Source organism: Mesorhizobium sp. Primo-A (genome assembly GCF_003997175.1).
In the GTDB taxonomy this organism is placed as follows: Bacteria; Pseudomonadota; Alphaproteobacteria; order Rhizobiales; family Rhizobiaceae; genus Mesorhizobium; species Mesorhizobium ciceri.
Genome location: NZ_RZTG01000020.1, coordinates 18,468 through 44,269, shown reverse-complemented (window position 1 = coordinate 44,269; position 25,802 = coordinate 18,468). Strand labels below are relative to the sequence as shown.

General features: G+C 59.2%; 19 protein-coding genes. 15 read left to right on the top strand and 4 right to left on the bottom strand.

The window, feature by feature from the left end; all coding sequences use genetic code 11:
• Positions 1–77 precede the first annotated feature (77 nt).
• The 3 genes from EOC83_RS29025 to EOC83_RS29015 are packed head-to-tail and all read left to right on the top strand — an operon-like array spanning position 78 to position 2,003.
• Positions 78–782 (top strand): PIN domain-containing protein, encoded by a 705-nt coding sequence (locus EOC83_RS29025; RefSeq protein ID WP_127224722.1) that lies wholly within the window; start codon positions 78–80, stop codon positions 780–782.
• The gene (locus tag EOC83_RS29020) at positions 779–1,168 is read left to right on the top strand and encodes a hypothetical protein (protein WP_063170761.1); all 390 of its coding nucleotides are present in this window, start codon (positions 779–781) and stop codon (positions 1,166–1,168) included. The genes EOC83_RS29025 and EOC83_RS29020 overlap by 4 nt, the downstream gene beginning before the upstream one ends.
• A gap of 49 nt (positions 1,169–1,217) precedes the next feature.
• Complete coding sequence (locus EOC83_RS29015) at positions 1,218–2,003, top strand: hypothetical protein (protein ID WP_063170760.1); 786 nt, start codon at positions 1,218–1,220, stop codon at positions 2,001–2,003.
• 645 nt (positions 2,004–2,648) lie between these two features.
• Here EOC83_RS29015 and EOC83_RS29010 read toward each other — a convergent pair.
• Positions 2,649–3,542 carry a restriction endonuclease gene (locus tag EOC83_RS29010; protein WP_063170758.1) on the bottom strand — a complete coding sequence of 298 codons (894 nt, stop codon included), beginning with the start codon at positions 3,540–3,542 and terminating at the stop codon, positions 2,649–2,651.
• Between the two features lie 333 nt (positions 3,543–3,875).
• Here EOC83_RS29010 and EOC83_RS29005 point away from each other — a divergent pair, with 333 nt between their 5' ends.
• Positions 3,876–4,760 carry an aminotransferase gene (locus EOC83_RS29005; protein ID WP_245441364.1) on the top strand — a complete coding sequence of 295 codons (885 nt, stop codon included), beginning with the start codon at positions 3,876–3,878 and terminating at the stop codon, positions 4,758–4,760.
• On the top strand, positions 4,760–8,461 hold the full coding sequence (locus EOC83_RS29000; RefSeq protein WP_063170756.1) for a DEAD/DEAH box helicase: 3,702 nt from the start codon (positions 4,760–4,762) through the stop codon (positions 8,459–8,461). The genes EOC83_RS29005 and EOC83_RS29000 overlap by 1 nt, the downstream gene beginning before the upstream one ends.
• 236 nt (positions 8,462–8,697) lie before the next feature.
• Here the strand turns inward: EOC83_RS29000 and EOC83_RS28995 are convergent, their stop codons facing one another.
• Together EOC83_RS28995 and EOC83_RS28990 are read right to left on the bottom strand one after the other, a co-directional pair.
• Positions 8,698–9,291: an SOS response-associated peptidase family protein gene (locus EOC83_RS28995; protein WP_063170755.1), complete on the bottom strand. Its 594-nt coding sequence runs from the start codon at positions 9,289–9,291 to the stop codon at positions 8,698–8,700.
• Between the two features lie 153 nt (positions 9,292–9,444).
• Positions 9,445–9,735 (bottom strand): hypothetical protein, encoded by a 291-nt coding sequence (locus EOC83_RS28990; RefSeq protein ID WP_063170754.1) that lies wholly within the window; start codon positions 9,733–9,735, stop codon positions 9,445–9,447.
• 542 nt (positions 9,736–10,277) lie between these two features.
• Between EOC83_RS28990 and EOC83_RS28985 the strand changes: the two genes are divergently transcribed.
• The 8 genes from EOC83_RS28985 to EOC83_RS28945 all read left to right on the top strand — a co-directional run bounded on the left by EOC83_RS28985 (position 10,278) and on the right by EOC83_RS28945 (position 20,382).
• Positions 10,278–10,547, top strand: coding sequence for a hypothetical protein (locus EOC83_RS28985; RefSeq protein ID WP_127224628.1), 270 nt, complete (start codon positions 10,278–10,280; stop codon positions 10,545–10,547).
• Positions 10,544–11,953 (top strand): His-Xaa-Ser system radical SAM maturase HxsB, encoded by a 1,410-nt coding sequence (hxsB, locus tag EOC83_RS28980; RefSeq protein WP_063170752.1) that lies wholly within the window; start codon positions 10,544–10,546, stop codon positions 11,951–11,953. The genes EOC83_RS28985 and hxsB overlap by 4 nt, the downstream gene beginning before the upstream one ends.
• Entirely contained in the window at positions 11,950–13,050 is a 1,101-nt protein-coding gene (gene hxsC / locus EOC83_RS28975) for a His-Xaa-Ser system radical SAM maturase HxsC (RefSeq protein WP_063170751.1), read from the top strand. Before hxsB ends, hxsC begins: the two co-directional genes overlap by 4 nt.
• Positions 13,047–13,580 carry a His-Xaa-Ser repeat protein HxsA gene (gene hxsA, locus EOC83_RS28970; protein WP_063170750.1) on the top strand — a complete coding sequence of 178 codons (534 nt, stop codon included), beginning with the start codon at positions 13,047–13,049 and terminating at the stop codon, positions 13,578–13,580. Before hxsC ends, hxsA begins: the two co-directional genes overlap by 4 nt.
• 534 nt (positions 13,581–14,114) lie before the next feature.
• Positions 14,115–15,251 carry a patatin-like phospholipase family protein gene (locus EOC83_RS28965; protein WP_082826781.1) on the top strand — a complete coding sequence of 379 codons (1,137 nt, stop codon included), beginning with the start codon at positions 14,115–14,117 and terminating at the stop codon, positions 15,249–15,251.
• On the top strand, positions 15,248–16,270 hold the full coding sequence (locus EOC83_RS28960) for a cyclic GMP-AMP synthase DncV-like nucleotidyltransferase (RefSeq protein ID WP_063170749.1): 1,023 nt from the start codon (positions 15,248–15,250) through the stop codon (positions 16,268–16,270). The genes EOC83_RS28965 and EOC83_RS28960 overlap by 4 nt, the downstream gene beginning before the upstream one ends.
• Positions 16,271–16,282: 12 nt before the next feature.
• A complete protein-coding gene (locus EOC83_RS28955) occupies positions 16,283–17,968 on the top strand; it encodes a ThiF family adenylyltransferase (protein ID WP_063170748.1) in 1,686 nt (561 codons plus the stop codon).
• Positions 17,969–18,939: 971 nt separating this feature from the next.
• Positions 18,940–20,382: a hypothetical protein gene (locus EOC83_RS28945; protein ID WP_063170746.1), complete on the top strand. Its 1,443-nt coding sequence runs from the start codon at positions 18,940–18,942 to the stop codon at positions 20,380–20,382.
• A 358-nt stretch (positions 20,383–20,740) separates the two neighbouring features.
• Here the strand turns inward: EOC83_RS28945 and EOC83_RS28940 are convergent, their stop codons facing one another.
• Positions 20,741–22,111: a PleD family two-component system response regulator gene (locus tag EOC83_RS28940; protein ID WP_063170745.1), complete on the bottom strand. Its 1,371-nt coding sequence runs from the start codon at positions 22,109–22,111 to the stop codon at positions 20,741–20,743.
• Between the two features lie 416 nt (positions 22,112–22,527).
• Here EOC83_RS28940 and EOC83_RS28935 point away from each other — a divergent pair, with 416 nt between their 5' ends.
• Entirely contained in the window at positions 22,528–24,621 is a 2,094-nt protein-coding gene (locus EOC83_RS28935; protein WP_063170744.1) for a ParB/RepB/Spo0J family partition protein, read from the top strand.
• A gap of 849 nt (positions 24,622–25,470) precedes the next feature.
• Positions 25,471–25,782, top strand: a complete 312-nt coding sequence (locus tag EOC83_RS28930; RefSeq protein WP_063170742.1) for a DUF736 domain-containing protein — start codon at positions 25,471–25,473, stop codon at positions 25,780–25,782.
• The last annotated feature ends 20 nt before the right edge of the window (positions 25,783–25,802 follow it).

Here is a 25,802-nt window from a genome sequence, read left to right as displayed (position 1 = left end):
CGACGGCGTTGTCTGATCTAGGTCAGGCCGTTGGTCGCCAGAAGCGGACTCAAGTCGGATGACACGAGCAGGGGCATATGAGATTCACCGAAACCTGTGACAGCATTTGGTCGGCAACGGGAAGGCGCAGCCAGGTAATGACTATACGCATCCTCATAGACAGCAGCGTCTGGTTGGACATCCTAAAGAACGCCCGTCTCGATCCGGTGCTCACCGCGATCGAGGACCTGGTCGCCGTCGAAGCCATTTCGCTGATCATGCCAGAACAGATCGTGTTCGAGTTCGACAGGAACAAGGACAGGGTCAAGGACGCCAGAAAGACCACGCTAGTCGGGACCGTGAAACGTTTTCGCGAAGCGCTGTCGCAGATCGACAGCGAGGCCGAGCGCGAGCAGGCACTGCAGGCTGTCAGCGCCATCGACCACAAGCTGGCGCTCACCGCAGACACCGGTGAGAAGGTGATAACGCGGATCACGGAGTTAATGGCGAAGGCACCAGTGATCGCCGTGACCGACAGCGTTAAGCTGAAGGCCGCCGACCGGTCGCTTACGCGTGCGGCGCCGTGTCACCAGACCAAGAACAGTATCGCCGATGCCATAATCCTCGAGGCTTATCTCGAGGCCATGGCGGCGGACGGCGCGCCGGACAGTCAATTCGTCTTCGTCACGACCAACACCAACGACTTTTCCGCGGTGCCGGCGACAAGCAGATGCCCCACCCCGACCTCGAACCGCACTTCGCCGACCAGAGATCCACCTACTCGACCCAGATCGCCGACGTGATCCGCGATGTCGACGAAAGCATCCTCGACGAGTACACTTTCGGAGATGACTTCTATGAGGAGCCTCGGAAGTTGTCAGAATTGCTCGAAGCCGAACATCTGCTGTTTCGGCAGGTTTGGTATAATCGCCACCAGAATCTGCGGCGTCGAGTCAGCACCGGTGAGACCAAGTTGGTAGATGCGATCGACCTGACGCAGCGCCCGGTCACATCCCTGATGACGCGCGACACGTGGGCCGCAGCGCTTGAAGCAGCCAAGCGAACTGAGGATGAGGTTGGCTCGGATAACCTTGGTCCTTGGGACGATTTCGAATGGGGTATGCTCAACGGCAAACTCTCGGCTTTGCGCTGGGTGCTCGGCAACGAATGGGACATGTTGGACACGTGACGCAATGAAGAAGGTAGATGATACGTCTGGCTGGTCCAGCTAGATTCGAATGGCGATCGAGGTCGAGGTGGCTGGGAGCCAGAAGAGAAAAGCAAATCGCTCCAAACCGGTGCCCGTTTCCGACGCCATGTGTCGGCTCGACCTTATGCTGAAGGCCCTCGAAAGTGAGATAAGGGGCGCGATCTGGGCGAAGGCGACGCTTGAGGTCGGAAACACTATCGTGATGGCCGACTATCACGGCCAAACGTTTGATGGTGCCAACTGCTACAATGTGCTTCGAAACAGCACGCAGACAGCTCTAATCCTGTCGCTCTGCAAGCTATTCGAGAGGCCGCGCGGCCGTCAGGGAAAGTCCGAGGTGACGGCCTTCAACCGCAGCGACCTGGCTTCAATCCCAGTGTTCCTTCATCTGCTCAGGCAGAAACGTTGCCGTGCCAAATTGGTCGAACGAGCGTCGACAGGCTGGGATGGAAATTCTCTCGGCATGTCGAAGATGTGGGAAGGCGATTGCATGGCGGCTTTGCATCGCTGCGACGATACTGCACGCCGCCTGACATCGCCTCTTGGTCGACGCGCAGCAGCCGCGTTGGGTGTTTTCCGTGATGACCACGTCGCGCACCTTTACGCCGAACCGCGGGTTTGGAACGCCAATCGCTACAACGAGCTATTTCTCCTGCTCGATATTGCGTCGGATCTTGTCTCGCATGCGTGCATTGCGTTTCGGGGGTGCAACCTCGATTTCAAGGAAAGGGAGGAGATCTGGATGGGTGAGGCGCATGCCTTTTGGAAGCCTGCCCTGGCTGCCGCGACTGCGGCCGATCCATACTCGATTTAAGGCATCAACACTGTGGCAGCGGCCTAGGAGCTATGGCAGGTTGAGCTGGTATTGGGCAATGGCTATCTGGTGCCAACCGCAAGCGGGTCCCCGCCTCCATCCTGGACGACATTGGCAAGGTTCAACTACGAGAGGCTGTCCGAAAGCGGCTAGGTGATCGCATTGCGGGCTCGTGACTCTGAGCATCTAGGTCTGCTGCATCGAGTTCGAACGTCGCTTGCTACCACGACTTAGCGTCCGCGAATGGAATCTCGATGCCTGCCAAAATCAAGCGGCGCGAACGTCCCCTCCTGGCATGCGGGCCGCCTGTCTCTGCCGACCGAAATTTGGGCGCATTCCTGATCGACAGATCTGGGCCGGATAGACCGACAGCTAACGGGACGAGATCATCTAAAGCGGTCCTTCCGCTGTCGATGCCAAACGCGGATCTTGGAAGTGTGGGGTGCCAAGTGTCAACATCGTCATCCGCAGGGCGGGTCGGCGCTCCATGACATTGCTATCAGTCTGCGTGCCTACCAACGCTACGCAATCGCCTCGGTACGCGAGACCGTGCAGTCGATCGACGTGCCCCTTCATGGTGGCGAGCGGCGCTCGCGAGAAGCCAAAGCCCCAGACGCAGGTGGCAAACAGCTTCATCGTCTCACCTCACGCCCGGAACAGGTCGGTCACTCGGGCGAACGGCTGTCGTCGCTCAGAGTGATGGCGCGCCTTCTTGCGGATGATCTCCCCTAAGTCGAGCCGCCGATTGAGTGCGTGGTAGATGTCGGTTCCGTCCATCATGATCAAGCGGCGTGCGGTGAAGGCGTCGAAACTCTCGCCCGAGAAGCCGCCATACGAGACGTAGAGGCCCCTTGTCCAATCCGGGCGCTCAAGCAGCTTCCCCTGAAAGCCATGCAGCATCGCGGCATCGACCGGGCGCGTCTGCCACTTGGCCTCGACCAGATAGGTACTGCTGTCATGCTGGAACGAGCCGTCGATCTGCTCTCCAACAGTGCGGAAAGAGGCGTGGGCATCCAAGCCCCACATGTCGCACCAGCGTTTGAGAAAGCGCTCGAACGCGTAGCCCCGCTTCTGCGGCGCCTCGTCCATCGCAGTCATCGCCAGGAATTCCTGCTCCATAGCTGCGATTACGGCATCGCTCGGCCCCTTCGGCTCAGGCATCGGTGGTGGCGGTGGCGCGGCGTTCGGATCGGTCGGCAGCGGTTTTCCCCCAAGTTTGACCAGGAGGTTGCCTAGGCGCTGCCGAGCATTGTACACGGTCTCGGCCTCGCCGCGGTCAAGCATGCCCGCTTCGCGATACTCCCACAGGGCCGTGAGCGTCCGCACTACCTCGGTACTGGGCGCTATTTCGAGAAAGGCGCGGAAGTGCTTCCCCTTGGACGTTCCATGTATTGCGTAGCGGTCGTGGTAGATGTCGATCTTAAGATCACGATTGAAGAACGCTGCGAACCGGTCGTTGCTGAAGTCCAGCACGTAGCCCCCGTACATCCCAAAGATGTTGTCAATCAACGCCATGTCAGTGGTTGTTAGTTGCGCCATCGATTCGCCCAGTCACTTTTGCTGCAGGCTAATTTGGCGAGCTGTAGGCTCGCATGCAATTCCGTAAAAAGAGTGGCCAGCGCTTTGGGAGTCAGCGACGCCGCGCGCAATCCGCGCAACATGTCCGTTGTCGGCACCGGCACTTGATAATAGAGCCTGACTATGAACCCTTTCATCGTTTTTAAGGCGAAAAATAATCAAGCGTTGCGCATGGTCCAACACACGATACTGAACATCGCGCAGACCTCAACCTAGTGAGTGCCAACACAGATGCTTCATAACTGTCCCCCGCCAATACCGCTCCTCAACCGTTGGCTGCGCGGAGCTGCGCGGGTGAATGGCAATTACGGACATCTGCTGTTCGAGCAGGCGGCGCCGATCGATGATGATGTCGTCGCTGAACTGCGGCCCTATTTCGAATCCGCGCACTTCGACGCGCGTGACGTGTTTCACAGTGCCGCCCGAATAGACCTGCATCCCGATGCCGACGGCCCAGGTGGCAATGCGCAGTATCCAAATTGTTTGCCCGCCACCGCCAAGAAAGGGCTGTTCGGCGAGGTGATGGCCGGGCTCATGACCCAGGCCTACCAGTTCATCGGCGGCCACCAATGGTCGATCCCGATCTTCTTGTTCCGCTACCATGCGGAGGTCGAGGCCTATATCTTCGATCTGGCGCGGGATCCGGCGCGCGTCCGGGAAATCTCCGGCCGTCATGGCAACGACTTCATCGCGCTCGGGATCGATCCGGCCACGGGCCAAGTGGTGCGGTTCATAGCCGGCGAGGCCAAATGGCGCGCTTCGCTTACGCCAAGCGTGATGGACGAGATGATGCTCGGCAGTTGGACCGGCCCGGCGGACGCTCGTGTTCGTGCCAATGATGGCGTCTGGAATGAGCTGAACCGCGGTCTGACGGCGCCGCAGGGCCTGGAGCAGATGCACCGCCTGCTGTGCGAGAAGGCGCGCGAGCAGTATGCTGAGGCGATCGTGTCGCTTGATCGCGCTCTGCTGATAGGCGCTACCCCTCTTCCGCGAACCGATCTGGTATTTGTGGCGGGGAACAAGGCCGCTAGACGGAATCCCGGCGATACCTATTTGCCGGGCGTCGCACCGCCAGTGGAATACACCGCAGGACGGCCACTCCAAGTGATCGAGCTGGTTGTCGAGGGGGGCGTCGACCTCATCGAGCGGCTCTATCGCTCGCTTTGGGTCAATCCCTGATGGCGCGGCTCGACGAGCAACGGCGCGCCCTCGCAATGAACATTCGCTCCGATCGCGGCGCCGAGAATGAGCTGACGCCCGCGCAGGCACGTCTGTTCGTCCGAAGCCTGCAAACCTCGTGGCTGGTGCCGCCGATCGCGTGGGGGCCGCGAGAATCGCATGAGCAGTTCGATGATGCGCGGCGACTTCTGCATGGCGCCGGGATCTTCCGTGAGATTGATGGTGAGGACTCGCCGGAATCGCTTAGCTGCTATCGTCGCGCGGCCGAGCTGCTCGAATGGCTCGCGCGATCCTCCGATCCGGTGACACGCGATGTGCCAGTCGGCCTGCTTGCCGCCGGCGCGTACCAGCTGGCCGGGCTGCCGGCGATGGCGACCAGCCTGCTACGCCAGGGTCGCTACGGTGGTGGCGTCGCCGAGATCTTCGCAGCCTTCCTTGGCGCAGATTTCGAGCGTCTGCTCGCGCGTACTGCGGCCTTTTGGGCTGACAACGCGGCGCTCACTGGCCGCGACGGCTCGGGCCCATTGCTGGCCGCTGAAGATGAGGCGGATACCGAGACTGACGATCCCGCCGAAGACGGTCCTCAGGCCGCCTTCGCGGGGGGCGATCCACACGTCGGCGAGGCGCCACGCACCGAGAGCAAGATCGGGTGGTATGTGGTGGTCGAGCTGGTGCGGGCCGTCGGTCTCATTGGCGACAGCCTGCGCCGTGGCAATGAGGACAGGCTCACACAGGCAATCACCAAATTATCTGGCCTCAGCGCACTGGCGACCCGTCTCTCGAGCGATGAACTATGGATCCTGATCAACCTTATCGAGGCAACAGCAGGGCGCTTTGCGGCCAACAGCCTCCATCGCCGCGTAGCGCGGCTCGCCGAGCGGGCGCCCGAGCTACAGCCTCGCATGTGGCGGTTCGCTCGTGAACAGTTCGCCCGGGGTCGGGGCGTCTTGTGGACGTCGCAGGTCCAGGGTCTGGAGCGCCTGATTGCGAGCGACAGCTTCGCGCTTTGTACGCCGACCGGATCGGGAAAAACGCTCGTCGCGAATATGGCGATCGTGAAGGAGCTACTTCTCGTCGATGCCCAGCCGGGACAAGCGCCGCTGGCGCTGTATCTTGTCCCATCGCGGGCCCTGGCGAGCGAGGTGGAAGCAAAGCTGACGGCTGAGCTGGGGAACGACCTAATCGTGACTGGCCTCTATGGCGGGGCGGATTGGGGTATTACAGACTATTGGTTGACCGCTGATCGTCCCGTCGTGTTGATCGCGACCGTCGAGAAGGCAGAAGCGCTGATGCGCTATGTGGGCCATCTGCTTGTCCAGCGGCTGCGTCTCCTCATCATCGACGAGGCGCATCAGGTTGTCAGCGAGGTCGACGCCAGTGCGCAGGAAGCGCTTGCGTCTCACAGCAGTCGCGCGATGCGACTTGAGTCGATGGTCTCGCGTTTGCTGGCGATCAAGCCCGACATGGCGCGGATCGCGTTGACGGCGGTGGCGGGCGGCGCAGCGCTCCCTGTCGCCCAATGGATAGAAGGCCGCCTAGACGCGACGCCAGTTGGGCTCAGCTATCGCAGCAGCCGACAGCTGATAGGCGGGCTAAGAGTGGACACCCGACGTGCACCGGAAGCCGTGCTCGATATTATGAACGGGCAGATGCTTTACGTTCGCGGGCGTGATGCTCCAGTCTATCTGCCACTGCGCATCCCTTTGATGCCGCTCCCCGCACCGATCATCCGGAACAGCCTGCCGCACTACAATCAGCTCTATGTGCTGTGGACTGCGCTGCATCTGCTCGAAGGCAACCGGCGGGTGTTGATATCCGTGGCCCAGTCACCCGAACGGCTCATGAAGCGCTACGCCGAGGCTTTCGATCTACCGGGCTGGCAGAATGTGCCGCAGTTCGTGCCCCCGGCTGATCCGGATGGACAAGCGCGTTTCCAGGAAACCCGCGCAGCCTGCATCGACTATTGCGGTGCGGGGTCGTTTGAGGTGCGGCTGATCGACCACGGCATCGCGACAAGCCATGGCCAGATGCCACAACGCCTGCGGCGGCTGATGACGGATCTCATCGACCGTAGAATCTGTCCGGTCACACTTGCGACGGCAACACTCACGGAAGGGGTGAACCTGCCGTTCGACATCATATTCCTGACCAGCCTCGAGAGAAGGAGCTTCGATGCGCAGGCGCAACAAGCGATTGTCGTGCCGATGTCGACTGCGGAGTTCCGTAACCTAGCAGGTCGAGCCGGGCGGCCGGGGGCGGCTGAATCAATCGAGGGCATGACGCTGGTAGCCGTGCCCGAGGCGCCTTCAACCACGGCGCCGAGCCACCGCAACGAGCAGCTGAATCAAATACAGACGGCGGCACAGGACTATAATAACCTGCTTGGTCGGCTACAGGCTGAGGATACAGCCGGTGTCGTCCACAGTCCGCTGGTCGTACTGTTGCGTTCGATCTGGGTGAAGGCTGCGGCGCAGTTCGGGCTGCAGAACCTCGATCAGTTCCTCGCCTGGCTGGAAGTGACGCTGCCCGAAGCGGCCGGCGCCAACCTAGGTGTGGTGTCGCGAACGACGGCTGACCAGCTTGGCGACAGCCTCGATGAGCTCGATGGGTTTCTTCTCGCCGCCAGCGAGGAGCTGACGCGAATTGAGCTGGTGGGCATCGATGGTGCGAGAACCGAAGCCTTCCTGCGCGACCTCTGGCAACGCACATTCGCCCGGGTCGCCGCAGCCGAGGAGGCGTGGCTGGAGGCCAGTTTCATCAAGCGCGGGCGGGCATTTGTCGAGCGGCTCTACCCTGATCCCCAGCAACGGCGCCGGCTCTACCAGTATGGCTTCACGCCCTACATCGGACGTCGTTTCGAGCTGGTCGCGCCGCAGCTGATCTCGGAGCTACAAGCGGCTGCTGAGTATGGGACATGGACGGCTGAGCAGCGCTTCGCTTTGCTAGTCCGGCTGGGTGAACGGGTGCGCGCCGAGCCCGGGATCGGCTTTCGGGTCCGCGACACGGTCGGCGACCAGCTGGTTCTGGCCAACTGGCGCGGCGTCCTTGGATGGTGGATGCAATTGCCAGGCGCGGTTGCGCCGGACGCCGAGCGCCTCCGGGCGTGGCAGCGGTTCGTGGCTGAGAATGTTGAATTCAAGCTTGGGGTCGCGGTCGGCGCGGCGGTGGCGCAGGCCTGGGGTGACAAGGCCGGTACGCTGGAAACGCCGACCCTCGAGACCTGGCGCGCGACCAGCGGCCTGCCTTGGATCGGTTTCTGGTTTCGCGAGCTGCTGCGTTGGGGAACGCTCGATCCATTCGTCGCCTTCGCACTTGCGCAAGGGCTGGCGCGAACGCGTCAAGAAGCCGTTGCCCGGCGTCCCGAGTTCGAAGCGTGGCTTGTAGGGGAGGGGCTCTATCTCAACGCCGAGACGCTGATAGATCCGCAATGCTTCCTGGCGTGGCAAAGGTCGCTTGCGGCACAGAGAGATGCCGTCGAGATAGTGCGGGGAAGTGCGGCTCAGCTTACGCATGTGGATGGGCGACGAGAATCCTATGACGTTCGTCCAATTGTCGGAGCCGATGGGATCGAATGGATAGACGCGGCAGGATACTCCGTTGCCCAATCCCCTTATTCTGCGGCATTGCTGACCGCCCGTCCCGATGGGCACGATTTCATGGTCGTAACCCGGCCTGCCGTCGAAGTTACCCGTACATACTAGCGCAAGATGAAGGAGAGCCTGTCGAAGTCAGCGTCCAAGGCCTGAGAGCCCAGGAGAACGTCCGCTTGCAGAAATTAGGCAGATGGAGGCAAACGGCCGACGTTGGGCGCAAAGCAGTCATGCTGGCTTCACGTCGGAGGGTTTGCTGAGGCTCAGAACCGGACAGGTGAAAGGTTACTTTGTCCCATATACCCCTTGGGTCGATGAATGCCCCGTTGACGTTAAGAATAGCCGAGTCAGTCGCTCCCTTCTCGTACGGTTTCTACCGCCAGCGACCCGGCCGGGAGGGCCTTCAAGAGCTCGCCCTCCGGTTTCGTGAGGTGTATCCATGCCGCCCAGTCCTCCGGGCGCAGCACCACAATCTGGCGATTGTGGATGGGCGCTACATCCGGCCCGGGTTCTGTCGTCAGCATGGCGAATGTCGGTGGATTGTTGCCTTCGCCATCGCGCCACAGGCCGGCGATCGCCATGAAGGGAGCGCCATTGAGCGTGAAGCGATGCTTCGCCTTTGGAGACTTCTTCCCGGTGAATTCGAAAAAAGCTGATGCCGGAATAAGGCAGCGCTTGCTGTTGGAGAAACTCCGTCCGTCAGAGCGGAAGTTGAAGACCGGCCCGCCTTTTGGCCCGGAGGGCGGAAAGGCAAAGGTCATGCGCGTGAGTTCGATCGTGTCGCCGGCGGCGCACATGATCGGGGCGGGGTCACTGATGCGGATGTCATCCGCCTGCAGCAGATCCAGTTCAGTTTGATGGGTGGGAATGTCGAGCGCCAGCGATTGCATCATCCGGCAATATTCTGCCCAGGCGATATGCTGCTCGTAATCATTGCACATAGCTGCCCCACGCGTTCCGTCGGTTGCGAGGTTATGCCAAATAGCGCGGCTTAGCGGCCGCGCCAGCGTCCATCGCCTGTACTCATCGAATTGCCGATTCCGGGCCCGGCATCGATCCTGTGATTGAAGGGCGACGATGGAATTCATCCACGGCTAAGCGCTGCCGTCTGTGTCGCTCTCCTCGTCGACCGCACATACCGGCAGATACGCGTTCGTCTCCAGCCACTCGCGCAACACAATCTGTATGACGTCCGATCGGCCTATTTTCATACCCGCCGCTGTACTGTTGAGCGCGTCCTCGGTCGCTGGCTCTAAGGACACGCCGGCAACGTTCCTGAGCATCAAAGCCGCGCGACGAAGGATGATCTGCAGATCCGGTCGCGACATGTTGGCAATGCGATCCGCGGCGCTTTCAAGCTCTTCAGCAAAGGACAGGCGCGTCATCGTCGGTTGTGGCGCCGTTCTCTGCGCCCCTTTTTCTTTTCCAGCTCCGCTGTAATGTAGGCGGAGGCGTGCTCCCTAGCTCGCCTCGTGTTTTCGCGCCAGCGTTCCAACATCTCTAGCGGGTAGTACAACTCGGGGATAGTCGTCGCGGCTGCCGCGGCCGTCGATAGCGGTTTCCACTGCTCCGCACTCGCTGAAGGCCTTTCAGCCACTCGTACTTTTGCCAGAGCCAGCACGAACCCAATAGACAAACGTCGCATTTCATTAGGATTGCGGAATCGCAGCGAATCCGCAAGCCCCGCTGGTCACTCGCCCGCCGAGACGGTTGTCAAAGCGGCCCTCTCAAAGGACCGGTTATTCGAGGCATCAATCGGTCAACACCCGGCCATCTCAGCTTGCCAAGGGCCAACCGGTTGGTGGTCACAGCATATGAAGCAATTCAGTCCGACACGATCGACTCGCAAATTTACCCAGATCGAATTGCGTTGATGTCAAAACCGAGAATCTTAAGTATAGTGGCGAGAGGCTGGGGGGGCCTCTGTGTGGTGGACGGACGCAATCTAGAGCGGATTACAATCGAAATTCCACAGAGCTTTCGAAGTTTTGTGGAAGGCGCTTTGCTGCGCGTTCAAGCCCAGTATCCGTCGCTTGGCTTTTCAGTATCAAGTGAGGGCATAGAGATAGCTTCTCTTCCGCCGGACCATCTGGATAAGGTGCGCAAGAGCATTCTGCATACCGTTTATCGAGAAAAGATCTACGTCGAGACCCTGCCGCTTCGCCAGGCGCTGATCAATGCGGTCACTGCGAAATGAACGTTTGGCCACTTAAGTTTCGAGAGCGTCCAAACGGCGAACTTCTTTTCACCGATGATGCCGGTGGATTCTTCGCAGCAGATCGTGACTTTCTAGAGAGGTACACAGGCGGCGCTTTGTCGGTTGTCGATCGGCATTTTCTTCGCGAAAACGGTCACACGTTCGAACGCGAAGGCGATCCTGACTGGATGTCATTTGCCTATCGATGGGCACGGAGGCAGTCGAAGCAGCAAGACCTCTCCTACCTTATCTTGGTCCCCACACTCCGCTGCAATTTGACGTGCGGCTATTGCCAGGTTTCGCGCGCCCCGGAATCCGCACAGGGCTTCGACTGGAACGCTGAAACATTGAAGGCCGTGCTCGACTTCATCGACGCGATGAAGGGTCCGGAGATCAAGATCGAGTTTCAGGGTGGAGAACCCTTGCTTCGGATCGATCTGCTCGAGCAGGTTCGCGCTTTCACCCGCTCAAAGTTTCCGAATAGCCAGTTTGTTGTCTGCACAAATTTGCAGCGCTTGGGCGACCAAGAGTGGACTTTCCTTGACCAGCCGGACACGTTCGTCAGCACCTCGTTGGACGGAAATCACGAGACCCACACGCGTCAGCGTACGCATGATCCTCTGGTTACCGACACGTTCTTTGGCAACCTGGCAGAGGCCGTGCGTCGCCTTGGCCCCGGCAGGGTTTCAGCCTTGCCGACGATAGACGTAGACCGACCGCCAGATTTCACAGACCTCGTCGATAATTTCGAGCTTCACGGAATAAGATCGATCTATCTGCGGCCGATAAATCACCAAGGTTTCGCACGACGTCGAAAGCGCGATCCAAATTCAATAGCCAAATGGAATGCGCTTCACTCTGATTTCATCGACTCCCTTATCGACCGCAATCACCGCACCGGCCGATTTGTCGAGGAGTATTATTTCAGCCAGTGTTTGCGCCGGTTTCTCAGATCGGGAGCCGATGACCACGTCGACCTGCGCAATCCAAATTTCTTCGCGTCGGACTATATCGTCGTCGATCACGATGGGCAATTGTACCCTACCGACGAAGCTCGGATGCTTTCGCGTATAGGACGCGTTGATCTGTCGATTGGCACAGTTGCCGAAGGTCTTGATCAGACGAAAGTTCGGCTCCTGAACCACGCGTCGATCAACAACTTCGACGCCGACTGCATCCACTGCGTCTATCAACCCTTCTGCGGAACGGACGTCGTCGATGACCTGTCGCGGGACGGACGCGTTGATCTGGTTCGCAACGAGACCTGGTTCTGCAAGAGACACATTTCCCTTTTCGATAAGGTCGTCGAGGTAGTCAGTCGCCGCGACGATGCGGCGATCCGGTCGCTCGCCAGCTGGGCCCGCGTGCCATCGTGGGGGGATCACATGATCCCGGTGCATGTATGATCCCGCTTCGTCTCAAAATCGAAACCGATGTCGTAGATCCCTACGTTGTTCGCCTCAGGTCGTTCGAAGGATTGTCGGAGGACTGTAGCGATGCCGGTTCGCTGGACGCGACGTTGGAGAATGCCAGTGCGGAAAACGCCGACTTCGCCGGAGCGATGGGCAAGCTTCGTGTATTCGGCGTCGATCCGAGCGAGGTCAATGGTGATGTGATGTTTGTCGTGCCCTGGCGAGGGACGGCGCACCGCCTCATCCGAGCGAATTCCCGACACAACACCCTCTTGATCACGGAACGGTGCGATCAGCTCTGTTTGATGTGCTCTCAACCTCCGAAAGAGCGGCACATCGACATGTTTCCATTCTTCGAAACGGCCGTGCTCTTATCGCCAGGAAATTCGACCATCGGCATATCGGGAGGGGAGCCCACGCTCTTCAAATCGGAGTTGCTCGAGTTTCTGGACACAACAATGTCCGCCCGTCGCGACATCAATTTCCACGTCCTGACCAATGCCCAGCATTTTGACCGTGACGACGTCGTCAGACTTCGTCGTATGGACCTGGATCGTATCCTTTGGGGCATCCCTGTGTACTCAAGCGATCGTGATGTCCACGATCGCATCGTGGGGAAACCAGGTGCGTTCGACCAGGTTAGAAAAAGCCTGTCACTCCTTTGCGAGGCTGGCGCAAAGATTGAACTGCGCACAGTCCTTATGAAACCCAATGCTCCCAAGCTATTTGACCTGGCGAAGTTTGTGACGACCGCGCTGCCTTTCGTCGACAAATGGGCAATCATGCAGCTCGAAAACATTGGCTACGGCCGGCAGAATTGGAGCTCGTTGTTCTATGACAGTTCCAAGGGCTTCGACGTAGTCGGCAAGGCACTGGATTTTGCGATCAGCCGCGGGATCGAGACCAAGCTCTATAACTTTCCGCTCTGCACAGTTCCCGCCAATTATCGGATGTTCGCACCTTCGACTATCTCGGACTGGAAAAGAGCCTACGTCTCGGATTGCGCCGATTGTAGTCTGCGCAACGAGTGCGGCGGTTTCTTTGAGTGGCATCCGAAGGCACATGGATACGAGAGGTTTGGCGTCGCATGAAAAAGCGGCTTTTCGCGATCCCATCGTTGCTCGCTGCCGGTTTCATGCCGATCGAGAGCGTCGCAATGCCTCTTGTGCCTCCCGGCGATGGCGGCAAGACAAAATCGCTTTTCGATATTTTTAAGCTGGATCACAAATTCACATTGGCAGGCCACAGTTCACACAGCAGCCACAGCTCGCACAGCAGCCACCGATCGTCGGCAGGCGGCACATACTACCCGCCGCCAGCGCCCGTCTATCAGGCGCCGGCACCGGTCTATCAAGCACCGACCTACCAGCCGCCCACAACTGCGCCGGCGGCTCCAGCGCCTTTAGTCGTGCTTCCCGGCAACGCCAACAAATTCAAGGAAATCGTTCTTCAGGTCCAATTCGCCATGCTGTCGTTCGGCTACTACAATGGCGAACTGGACGGCAAGATGAGCCCGGAGATGAGGGCTGGCCTTGAAAAAATGCAGTCTGACTACAACCTCAAAGTTACGGGTACCATTACACCCGAGACGTTGAACGCTTTGCGGATTACTGCCGAGTAAGCGCTCAGTGACCAACTCCATTATGGGACGCTTCTAGGGTTCGCGCCGCAGGCCAAAGTGATATAACCCTTCGCCCAGTTTGGGCCACCGAATAGAATGTCTACTTTCTGCCAGGAGCGGCCATCTCAGCATGCGGTACGGAATGACCGGATTGGGGGCCGGGAGGAGACCGTCCGCTGGCGGGCGTCTTGACCGAACAGCTGCCATTCGGACAGCCAACCCACTACACTCGAAACGGCGGCACTGATGTCTCGCCGGAATCGGCCACTAGAATCAGTATACGTGATGGCGGCTTCGCGCCAATAGCTGCTATTTCCAAAGATCGTCCTCATCGTAGGTTAGGGCGCCGAATCGTACGACCGAATTCGAAGGCACCATTTCATCTTACAACATATTTCGTCGCCTCGAATTTGCGCGACGTTATAAATCATACTTGAGCATGGTATGTTCTCGGAATGAGGGAAGAATCGGGATACTTTAGATTTCTGACGCACAATCCGTAGCTCGCAGGGAATAAAAAAGGCATCCATTTCAATGGAAGAAGCTGCTGAACTTACAACTCCCGTTGGAAGGCCCTTCAGAGTCCTGTGCCTCGACGGCGGCGGTATGCGTGGCATCTACACTGCGGCGTTTCTCGATCGCTTGCTCGATCAATATCGCAGGACACGCGGGGAGGAACATCTCGACCTGGGCGGCGGCTTCGATCTCATCGCTGGAACGAGCACGGGGGCCATCATCGCCTGCGCCGCGGCAATCGGCCGCCCTATGAGCGATCTAGTCAGGCTCTACCAAGTCTGGGGCAGGAAGATTTTCCCCGAGCGCATTACCGAGAGCAGAGTAAAGCTCATTGCCCGTATAGCGAAGGGTGGCAGCATAGTCAGAGCCGGCGATGCAGCGCTGCGGGAAGCCCTCAGGGTGGAGCTCGGAGACATCACCATGCTCGATGTCTACAGGAAGCGAGGGATTTCGCTTTCGATCCCCACGGTGGCCATGAGCACCCACCGGGCGTGGGTTTTCAAGAAGACGAAGACGAGCGGAGTCCGCGATGACAATTATAAGCTAGTCGATATCTGCTTGGCCTCAAGCGCGGCGCCGATCTACCGGTCCCTGGCGGCGATAAAGAACCCCGACAGCAAGCACGAGCAGATTGAGGTTTTTGCAGACGGTGGATTGTGGGCGAACAACCCAGTCATGGTGGGGATGCTGGATGCGCTAATGAACGCTGACGAGGGACAGCCCATCCAGATATTCTCCTTGGGCACATGCTCTCGACCTGAGGGAGAGGAGATTTCGTCGACACAAGTCCACAGGTCGATGCTCCAGTGGAAGCTGGGTGCCGATGTCGCGCCGCTTAGCATCACGGCCCAGGAGTTCGCCTTTGATAATATGGCCCGCATGTTCGCCAATGTTTTGAGCAAATGCGGCAGGGAGGTGCACCACGTTCGCTTTCCGCAGCAGAAAATCCCGGCCTCGAAACTCGAGTATCTCGGTCTCGACGACAGTAGGTCGGAGGCGATGAATGCGCTCTTGAGCCAGGCGTCGACGGACGCCGACATGGTCAAGAGTGCCTGTGATGATCCTCGGAACCCGCAGGGTCAATTGATCCACAATCTCATGATGTCTCTGCCTACGATGCCGGAGGCAGGCGTACCCAAGGAGTTTTTCGAATGAGAGATTGCCATCTCCAATTAGCGAAATACCAGCGTGACGAGGTGCGGCTTCCGAATGACAGCCGCAAAGGCATCTTCACCAAGGCAAAGACCAACCGGAAGCGGCTGAAGGACGGCCTAGCCGCCAACAACGATCCGACCCCGATCGGACAGCGGACTCAGGGCTCCTACGCGATGCGCACAATGATCGTCGAAAAGGGCGAAGACTATGACATCGACGACGGCGTCTATTTCAAGAAGGAGGACCTCGTCGGGTCGAAAGGAGCTGACAAGTCACCCCTCGCGGCCCGTGAAATGGTGTGCAACGCTTTGCAGGACGATCGTTTCAAAGACTCGCGAGAAGTCCTCAAGAACTGCGTGCGGGTCTATTACCACGAGGGTTACCACATCGACGTGCCCGTCTACCGCCACGTCGTTGTGAAGGACGCCTGGACCGGAAAGGAGTCTGACCACTACGAGCTGGCTAGCTCCAGCTGGAAGCGATCGGATGCGTTGGCAGTGACTTCGTGGTTCCAGGACTTCAACAAGAACAATTGCGCCAATGCGTCCAAGGACGGCGATAAGGGACAGTTTGTTGAAGTAGTCAGGCTTCTCAAAGCCTTTGCGCGGAGCCGCTCAAGCTGGAAGGGAAAGATTTCGAATGGATTCGTCATCTCGAAGCTCGTGGCCGATCATTGGGCCGAGGTTGCTGACCACGATGACAAGACGCTTCGCAATATCGCGAAGGCGATTAGGGACACGCTTGCCTGGAAACAGGTGGTCAAGCATCCGGTTCTTGACGATAACATTATCGAGGACGGCAATGCGAAGGCCAAGTTCCTCCACGACAAACTCGATGAGAACCTCAAGCATCTCGACGTTCTCGACGAATGGGACTGCGACCACGCGAAAGCGATGAGCGCCTGGGACAAGTTCTTCAATACGGACTGGTTCTCCCAGCAGCCCGACCCGGATGGGGCAAAGTCCCTCACCCAGAAAGTAGGTCCGGCGGTCAAGCGGGGTGAGACACGGTACGCCTGAGCGCGCGGTCCATTGCTCACCATCGCTCAGGCCATTGACGCTGTCTCGGCGCTCTTCGAGGCCTATCGGCCGGAGTACAGGGGATATCGCGCCTGCGAGGATGCCAAAGGGCGACCGACGGGCCGTCATCTGTGGTTGTTCGAGGTGTGGGGCCAGGATCTGTCCATCGTGGCCGACGCCGCGTTCCCGTATTCGCGACCGAACGCCTATATCATCAACTACGACGTCCAGCGAAACCTGCCGCATGTCGAGCTTGATGGCCGCTTATGCCTGACGAAGGTTGAGTTTACTACCGATCCGGCAGATGCCGCCCGGCAGGTGCTGGCGGAAGCCCTCGAGCTCCTTTATGCGCATCAGACAGGGTCTGAAGACGAGGATCTCAAGGAAGACTTCACCAACTACTGGAGCCAACGTGCTCATGTCGGCAGCCCGACGCTCTCGTTGCTCTACGAGGAACGTGCATCGACAGGGTCATATCTCCTGACTGGCAACGAGGTCTTTGTATTTGCCAGCAAGGAATTGATGCTTCGGTGGTGGGGGAATCGGAACGGGGAGGCACCCAAGCATACGAATGCCGCCCTTTTCGTCGAGCTCAAGAAGTTCCCTTTGCCGTCCGAGTTTCCCACGGATTCTTTAGGCCTTGTCAAACTCCTCCAGACGCACGCCGTCGATGGTGGAGAGGCATTGTTGAAGGCTGTGAGTGCGGTGCCGAATGGGATCGTCTTGGTGCTAGTCGGCGTTGCGCCTTCCGGCCGCCGCCAATTTGCGGGTGTCCGCCTGCTGAAAACTCTTCCTCCGCAGAAGAAGGGCTCTCGACGGAAGCCGAGGCTCAAGCTTCGACCCCGTGACAAACTCGCCGTGGGCGACCTTCTCGAGCACTATACCATTCAGCGCCTGCGGACTTCACTGCTTGACAGTTCGGCGTCCCGCAGCATCGTCGACCTGACCAATATCGCCGACAAGAGAGTAGTCGTAGTCGGATGTGGCGCTGTCGGCGCGGGCGTCGCGCGCCTACTCGCGAAGGCAGGCGTCGGACGCTTAGATCTCGTTGATCACGAGACTCTTGGCTGGGAGAACATTCGACGTCATGAGCTTGGTGGCCGTAGCGTCCGCCATTCGAAGCCGGAAGCCTTAGCATCGGACCTACGACAAGACTTGCCGGAGGTGGTCGAAGTGAGGGCTTTCTCGAAAACCATCCAGGACCTCGTCGTGTCCGGGAGCGACATATTGAAGGGTGCGGACCTCATCGTGGCCACTACGGGATCCTTGCACGCCGACAACTACATCGCCGAGCTCGCGCGGCACGGGACTCCACCGATAGCCGTGGTGTTTGGCTGGATGGAGGCATGGGGGGTGGCCGGGCACGCGTTACTGCTGTCGGGAGATGGCGCCCGGTTCACGGATGGGTTTGAGAAGGGCGCGCCTCGGCGTCCGGCATCGCGGAACGATCGTCAGCCGCCCAAGGAATGCGGTAACGCCACGACACCTTTCGGGGCACCTGAGGTTGTCGCGGTCCAGGCGATGATCGCCGAGCTCTGCCTCGATCGATTGCAAGAGTCAGGGTTGGCCGACACGTGGCGGACATGGTGGACTTCGGATCGCAATCTCGCCCGTGCCAAAGGGCAATGGACGGAGGAGTTCAAGGCGATGAAGCCCACGGTGTCGGTGTCAGGAGTGATGGAGCGACAATGGCTGTAACCCTCGAAGATAGTTCAGTCGTTGCTCGGTTCCACCGCGTAACCGTCCGGTTCTCGCCAGACGTGCTCAGGGTCTTCGACGGCTACCGACAGACGGGCTGGTTCAGTAGGGAGGCCGGAGGACAGCTGTTCGCCGACATCGAGGGTGACGTTTGGCGTGTGTTAGCGGCGACTGGCCCCAGGCCGGCGGATCGACGGGGGCGGTTTCATTTTTGGCCGGATCGCAAAGCGGAGCAGAAGGAGATTGACCAGCATTTCGCAACAGGGCTTGAGTACGTGGGGGACTGGCATACACATCCGGAGAAGGCCCCGACGCCGTCTCACGACGATATCGCCAGTATCGAGAGCGTAGTCAGAAATTCGACCTTCTATACTTCGGGTCTGCTACTTTGCATCGTCGGTCTGGCACCGTTTCCAGACGGACTACACGTTTCTTTCCATGCTTAATGGCTGCCGGCTCCGGGACGCAAGGCGGACCGCACTTGCATGGAGTCTGTGCTGCGAAAACTATGTAGGTTGTGGAGATGATGACAGACCAAGAAAAAACTATAGTTGGAAGCCTTTACGGCTTGCTGCGAAGCGTTCGCGATGAAAGCGGAGCACTGTTTTCAGGTATCGGGGTCTTGGTAAGTGACACCCCCGATACGCTTCCTACTTTTCCGTTACGGCCAAGGGCTGTCACGCCCCCCAGAGGGTCTACAACTGAGGTCTTGAGTTCAATATCCAGGGACTCCAGCGATTTCCATGACGGATTCCATCTTCTTTCATCGACCTTGGAGATCAGCTCGCTCTCCCTGTATTTTTCGCCCCCGATCCTGCGGTCGGTGGTAATGCCGCATCCCAACCCAAGGCATGGCGGACGGTACCTGGCAGCCCTGTTCGGGTCGGCGTTGCCAGGCGTGATGGCGGCAGGTGTGGCGAGTGCACATTACGGCGTGGTCATTTTCAAAGACGGTATGGAGGTAGCCACAGATGCCTGATGATGATCGTTCAGTGGAGACCGGGCCGCACGCAGCGACAAGGTCGGACGACGGCGCGTTCCCGACCGTGAGCGGCACTTGGAAGATGGAAATCCATTGGCAACGGGGTGACCGTACCGGAAAGGTCGATGCAACCGCCATCATTCGTCAGAGCGATTGGGGGATCGACATGCAAGTGTATTCGATCGGCTCGGATTCCCGCACGATCCTCGCCAAGCCCAGCCACGAGGTCTCAGGACGCCCCGTCATTCATTACATGTACGAGGTAGAACCCAAGGCTATGTGGTCTGACGCAGTCAACCCATACAAGGGTGCGGCGATCCTTCGACTAAATGAACATACCGGCGAATTGAGCGGGAACTATTGGACCAGCCAATTGTCGAAGGGCTTCTTCAAACTCAGCCGCGAGTCTCAGGCTGCGGTAATGGGACCACAGGGGGAATCGGTGGATGTTTTGTTAATAACAGCCATTGCCGATGAATTTACCGAGGCACGCGCGGTGTTTGGCACCCGTGCTGGGTCGCCTGAAGGCGTGTCGGAATGGCTGCCGCGAAAGACCCATCTCAACGACGATTATCTAGTCGGGTCCTTCGTCGTAGGAGGTGAAGAGCGTTTCAGTATAGCTTTAGCGAAACCGAGTCGCATGGGGTCCGTGAGCACCAGTCCGGTGGCGACAAACCTCGCCAACTATCTCCGACCAAAGTGCCTTGTGATGTGTGGGGTTTGCGCTGGTAACCCAGGCGATGTTGAGCTTGGTGATCTCATCGTCTCGGAGCTTGCCTATCAATACGACGAGGGAAAACGGGAAAAGGACGAGTTCCTCAGCGATATCCGCCAGGCACGAATATCTAAGGAGTGGCTTGCGGCGGCGCAGTCTCTCGATCCTCGTGATCTCCCAAGTTTCGGCCATCCAAATGGTGGGGAGCGCAAATTATGGCTAATGCACAAGCTCTATCAAGGCTTCGATCCGCGCGTGCTGCCAGCGCGTAAACGCTACTTCGCGGACGGGGAGTGGTCCTCGACGCTTGTTGATCTAGAGAAGTCGGGGGAGCTGCTAATAGAGGGGACGTCGATAAAACTTACGGAAGTAGGACGAAGTGCTGTGGAACGGTCACTTGTCATGGATGTCGATCCACCAAAAACACTCCCCTTTGAAATCAAGACTGGCCCAATCGCCAGCGGAAACGTCGTTGTCAAAAATGGCATGACTTGGGACATGTTGAAGCGCAGCGGCGTGCGCACCGTGTTGGGACTCGAGATGGAAGCGGCCACAATCGGTGAGATCGCAAAGCAGTGTGGTATTGGCGAGTGGATCGTTATCAAGGGGGTGATGGACCATGCCGATCCCAACAAGGCGGACCGTTTCAAGCCGTTTGCGGCGCGTGCGTCTGCCGAAGCTCTTCGGAAATTCTTGATCGGCAGATTCTCAGTCTGACAGAGTGCAGGAGCCCACTGAAAGAACATGATCGCGAGGTGAACGGTCCATCGATCCGTTCATCTTGCGGAACCTAGCTGATTGCATTCAATTAACGGTCTGCAACCGCTTGGTTCCTTGGTTCAGGTCGTCGCCTTTCTTAACTGCCGGGCGGGAGGGCTCTTTTGCTTCGATAGAAGTCGAAGCCGCCAAGATTATTGAGGGTGGCGTTTCCAACCAAGCTAGGACGCGCTGCTCCAATCTTGCCGTCACTCCAATGTTGAACAGTCCGCGGGAACCGCCCGCCGCCTACGAGGCCAAGTAGACTTCCGACACATAAAGAAAGCTAAATTCCATAACAACGCCGGGCAGCAATCCATCAATCGAGACCAACGACCACCCGGTTGCGGCCGCCGTTTTTGGCTTTGTAAAGGGCGACGTCGGCGCGTTTTATCAGCGCCGCTACTGTATCCGCCCCTTTGAAAACCGAAGACACGCCAACGCTGACAGTAACTTCGGTCGTCTTTCCCTCACGACCGATGGCAAATGGCACCTGGGCGATTTCAGCGCGAATGCGTTCGGCGACCTTTTCGGCCACCGTGCTATCTGTGTCCGGCATCACCACTACGAATTCATCGACCCCATAAACGCATGCAAGGTCGATACCGCGCACATTCTTGCGTAGCCGGCGCGCGCACTCGCGCAGCACGTCGCCACCTGCCTCGTGACCGTGTGTGTCGTTGACCGACTTTAGAAGGTCGATGTCGGTGATTATCACCGACAATGGTCGCTGGCGCGCCACCGCACGATCGAACAACGTCTGTAGATGGCTATCGAGGTAACGGCGGTTGTGCAGCCCGGTTAGTCCATCGGTCACCGCCATCTCGATGGTTTGGGTGACGCTGGCGCGAAGCTGGTCATTGTAGCGTTTGCGGCGCACTTGCGTACGCATCCGCGCCACCAGCTCCTGCTGGTCTATAGGCCGCATGAGGTAGTCGTTGATGCCGAGTTCGAGGCCGCGGATGATCCGCCCCTCCTCGCCTTCCTCGGCCAGAAGGATGATCGGCAGGAAGCGGGTGCGATCGAGCGAACGCAATTGCGAGCATAGCCGCAGCGGATCGAATTCGGCAAAAGCCATCGAGATCACGACGCATTCATAGGGCGCTTCGGCAGCCTGGAAGAAGCCGGCATGCGGGTCGGTGGCAATGTCGAGATCGGCACTGTCGCGCAGCATCTTCTGGATGCGCTCAAACGAAGATTTGCGCTCGTCAATCAGCAGAACTTTTGGCGTCGCGTTTTCGGACGTGAAGGTGCGGCTCAACACCTCCTCGATGCCGATGTTGCGTGTGGTCGAGGCACGCAGGCGCAATTCGTCAGTCAGCGACTTCAGCCTGACCAGGCTTTTCACGCGCGTCATCAGCTGCAGGTCATTGACCGGCTTGGTCAGGAAATCGTCGGCGCCGGCCTCGAGACCGCGCACTCGGTCCGCAATCTGGTCGAGCGCGGTGATCATCACCACCGGAATATGCGATGTCGCCGGATCGCTCTTCAGCCGCCTGCAGACCTCGAACCCGTCCATGCCGGGCATCACGTCGAGCAGCACTACATCGACCTTGCCATTTTCGCAGGTTTCGATGGCGTCGAGTCCGTTGGACGCCGTCAGCACCTCAAAATATTCGGCAAGCAGCCGGACTTCGAGCAATCTCACATTGGCAGGAATGTTATCGACGACAAGGATGCGCGCGGTCATGACGAGATGTTCTCCTGAAGAACGTATTTCGTCGATTGCCCGGCTTGGAGCTGATTGAACACTACCGACGACAATGAATGGCGGCTTCCGGCGTCTTCGACAAGAGCCAGTGAACGTCTCGAACTAGGCGCAAAGCGGCCAATCACGTCGTGGCAATTAGATGCATATGGTTCCAAAAAGGGGGAGATGGTCTTGGCCATCTCTCCCCCGCGAATGCCGCCTGCGCAAAGCGGGGCCGCCCGCTCGCAAGGCGGCGAATGACCGACATCCTCTGACTTGGTCCGAGCCGCCCCGCTCGACGCGCAGCCCAGCTCCGCTCGCCGGCATTCGCCCCCCTCTCTGCCGCGCGCTCACGCGCCCCCGGAAGGCATGCCGAGGGGCATGCCTTCGGCATGTAACGTGAAAGGACCAGAACCATGACGACCAATGAAACGAGCGCGAAGACCGGAACCGCCAGCGCGAGCGGCACGGAAGTTTTCATTCCGCTGAACAAGCTCAAGAAGTCGCCTCGCAATGCGCGCAAGATGCCGCACAGCGAAGCGATCATCGAGGCCTACGCGGCCAGCATCGCCGCCAAGGGCATCCTGCAAAACCTTGTGATTGAGCCGGAGTTCGACGGCGAGGGCGCGGAAACAGGGTTCTACTTCGTCACCATCGGCGAGGGCCGCAGGCTGGCGCAGTTACTGCGTGTGAAGCGCAAGCAGATCAAGAAGACCGAGCCGATCCGCTGCGTCATCGACACCGTCAACGATGCGCATGAGATCAGCCTGGACGAGAACATCACCCGCGAGGACATGCACCCCGCAGATCAGTTCGAGGCGTTCCGCGACCTTCACGAGAACAAGGGATGGGGTGCGGAGGCAATCGCCGCCCGCTTCGGCATTACCGCACATGTCGTGCGGCAGCGCCTGCGGCTTGGCGCGGTCAGTCCCAAGTTGATGCAGGTCTACCGCGAGGGCGATTTGACCCTCGATCAGCTGATGGCTTTCGCCATCACGGACGATCATGCCCGGCAGGAACAGGTTTTCGAAAGCCTCACCTACAATCGCGAGCCCTACGTCATCCGCCGCGAACTGACGCGGACGCATGTTGCGGCGAACGACCGCCGCGCCGTCTTCATCGGCGCGGAAGCCTACATGGAAGCCGGCGGTGCCATCCTGCGCGACCTGTTCACCGAGGATCGCGGCGGCTTCTACGAGGATGCCGCTTTGCTCGACCGCTTGGTGATTGAGAAGCTGCAAGGCATCTCTGAAACCGTCAGGCAGGCCGAGGGTTGGAAATGTGCAGATGTCCATATCGACTTCCCCCACGCAAACGGCTTGCGCCGTACCTACCCACAGCCGGTGGATTTGTCGGAGGAAGACAAAGCTGCCTACGCAAGGGCATCCGACGAGTTCAACCGGCTCACAGATGAATGGAATAGCGCCGAGGAACTGCCGGACGATGTTGATCAGCGTTTCGGCAAACTTGAAGCCGAGATCGAGCGCATCGACGCTCTGCGTCACGCCTACGATGCTGATATTGTTTCGCGTGGTGGCGTGTTCGTCGTGCTTTCCCATGATGGAGCGGCGCGCATCGAACGAGGTTTCATCCGCGCCGAGGATGAGCAGGTGGGACCGGAAGCGGAAACGCTTCCAGACGGCGAGGACTACGCCGTCAATGACGATGGCGAGATCATCGAAGACGGAAGCGGTTCGGATTCCGATGGTGGCAGCCACGAAGAAGCGGAGGATGATGGCAAGCCGTTGTCGGACCTTCTTATTCGCGACTTGACCGCTTATCGTACGCTTGGGCTTCGCCTTGCGCTTGGCGAACAGCCGGACATTGCCCTTGTTGCGGTTACCCATACGCTTGCGGCGCAGACCTTCTATCAGGGTGCTGATGCCCACTGCCTCGAAATCCGCCCAACCAGCGTCTACCTCGCCGGTCACGCGGACGGCATCGAAGATACGGCGGCAGGCAAGGCATTGGCAGATCGACATGCGGAGTGGGCTGCGGACATGCCTCGCGATGTGGCCGACCTGTGGGGCTTCATCGCCTCACTCGACCACGCCAGCGTCATGGCGTTGTTCGCCCATTGCGCCTCGCTCACCGTCAATGCCGTAAAGCAGCCTTGGGAGCGCAAGCCTTGCGCCCACGAGACAGCGAACAGGCTGGCGACAGCGGTCAACCTCGACATGACAGCACATTGGACGCCAAGCGTCCGGACGTATCTCGGGCGCATCACCAAGGCACATATCCTCGACGCCGTGCGCGAAGCTGCCAGCGAAGACGCGGCAGAGAGGCTGTCGGACCTGAAAAAGCAGCCAATGGCGGAGGCCGCCGAGCAGTTGCTCGCCGGGACTGGATGGCTACCTGCGCTCTTGCGCACCGAGCAACCTGCGATGTCGGTTGAACGGCAGGACGAGGCAGCAGATGCCAGATCGGCGGATTTTGCCGAACTGGAGCCGAAACCCTCTCAGCCAGATACAGCCGAGGAAGCCGAGGCCTTCAACGTTGCCGCCGAGTGACCGCAATGGGTCGGAGCCGCCACGCGGCTCCGACTTGCCTTTCGAGAATTTTCCGGCCGCGCCAATGACGCGGCCGGACACCTCGACAGCACAAGGTTTTGCAAGCGGTGGAACCCAGAACGTCCCTGACACGAATGTCTCCCCGGCGTGCCATCGCCCACGTGAGGTGCCTGTGCGGATGCGTCCCATTCCCGGCAATGCCTCACCATGCGCAGAAGTCAGCGTAGTTGGATCGTTCGGCGATGCGGCGGAGGATCGGGCGTGATGAAATGTTCTTGGCTATCGACCTCAACCGGGCTCGCATCCAGTCGACTGAAACGCGAAATCGTCACGATGGTTGGCGGCTTGGAAGCCGCTGCGTTCAGCAATCAGTCGGTCGTCTTCGGTGCCACCCGAAACTCGATGGCGGGTCAGTCCAAAGATGAAGGAAATCGGCCGTTCCTTTTTCATCCGTTGGAGGACGGGCCGTATACTCTGGCGTTTGGCCCAGTTCTTTGACAGGACGGAGAAGCGCCACAGCACGGACGACATCAGCTGTGACAGATCGCAGCCTGGTGGCGGTTCCTTCCGCTAATTCCAAGCTACGCCCACGGCGTCCTCGAATGGATTGGGTCTGACCGAAGACCGACTTCGCTGCACTCAGTCTCGATCGTCTTCCCGCAACGACGCCACTGCGTTTTCTTCCCCTGTCCGCTGCGCGTCCATTCCTCGCGGTTCAAGAAAGCCTCGCGTCGCCGTCTTCCACTTCGTTTCAGCCCCTTCGGGGTGCGGACCGATCGTCCCCGGTCTCACGACCACCATCGAGGCCGCGATGGGCGCGGTCCGAGAAAAACAGAAGGAACCACCACAATGGCTACGATCGGCACTTTCTCCCGCACCGCCAACGGCTTCTCCGGCTCGGTCAAGACCCTCGACCTCAACGTCAAGACGGTGACGTTCTCTCCGGCCGATGGCGAAAATGAAAAGGGTCCCGACTTCCGAATCTTCGCCGGCGCCACCGAGTTCGGGGCGGCATGGAAGAAGACCTCGCGCGAGGGACGCGACTACCACTCTGTCAAGCTCGACGATCCCAGCTTCCCCGCTCCGATCTATGCGAGCCTGGTCGAGACCGACACCGAGGGCGACTTCTCGCTCATCTGGTCCCGCCGCACCGCAGAGTGATCCGACTCAACACGAAGCCC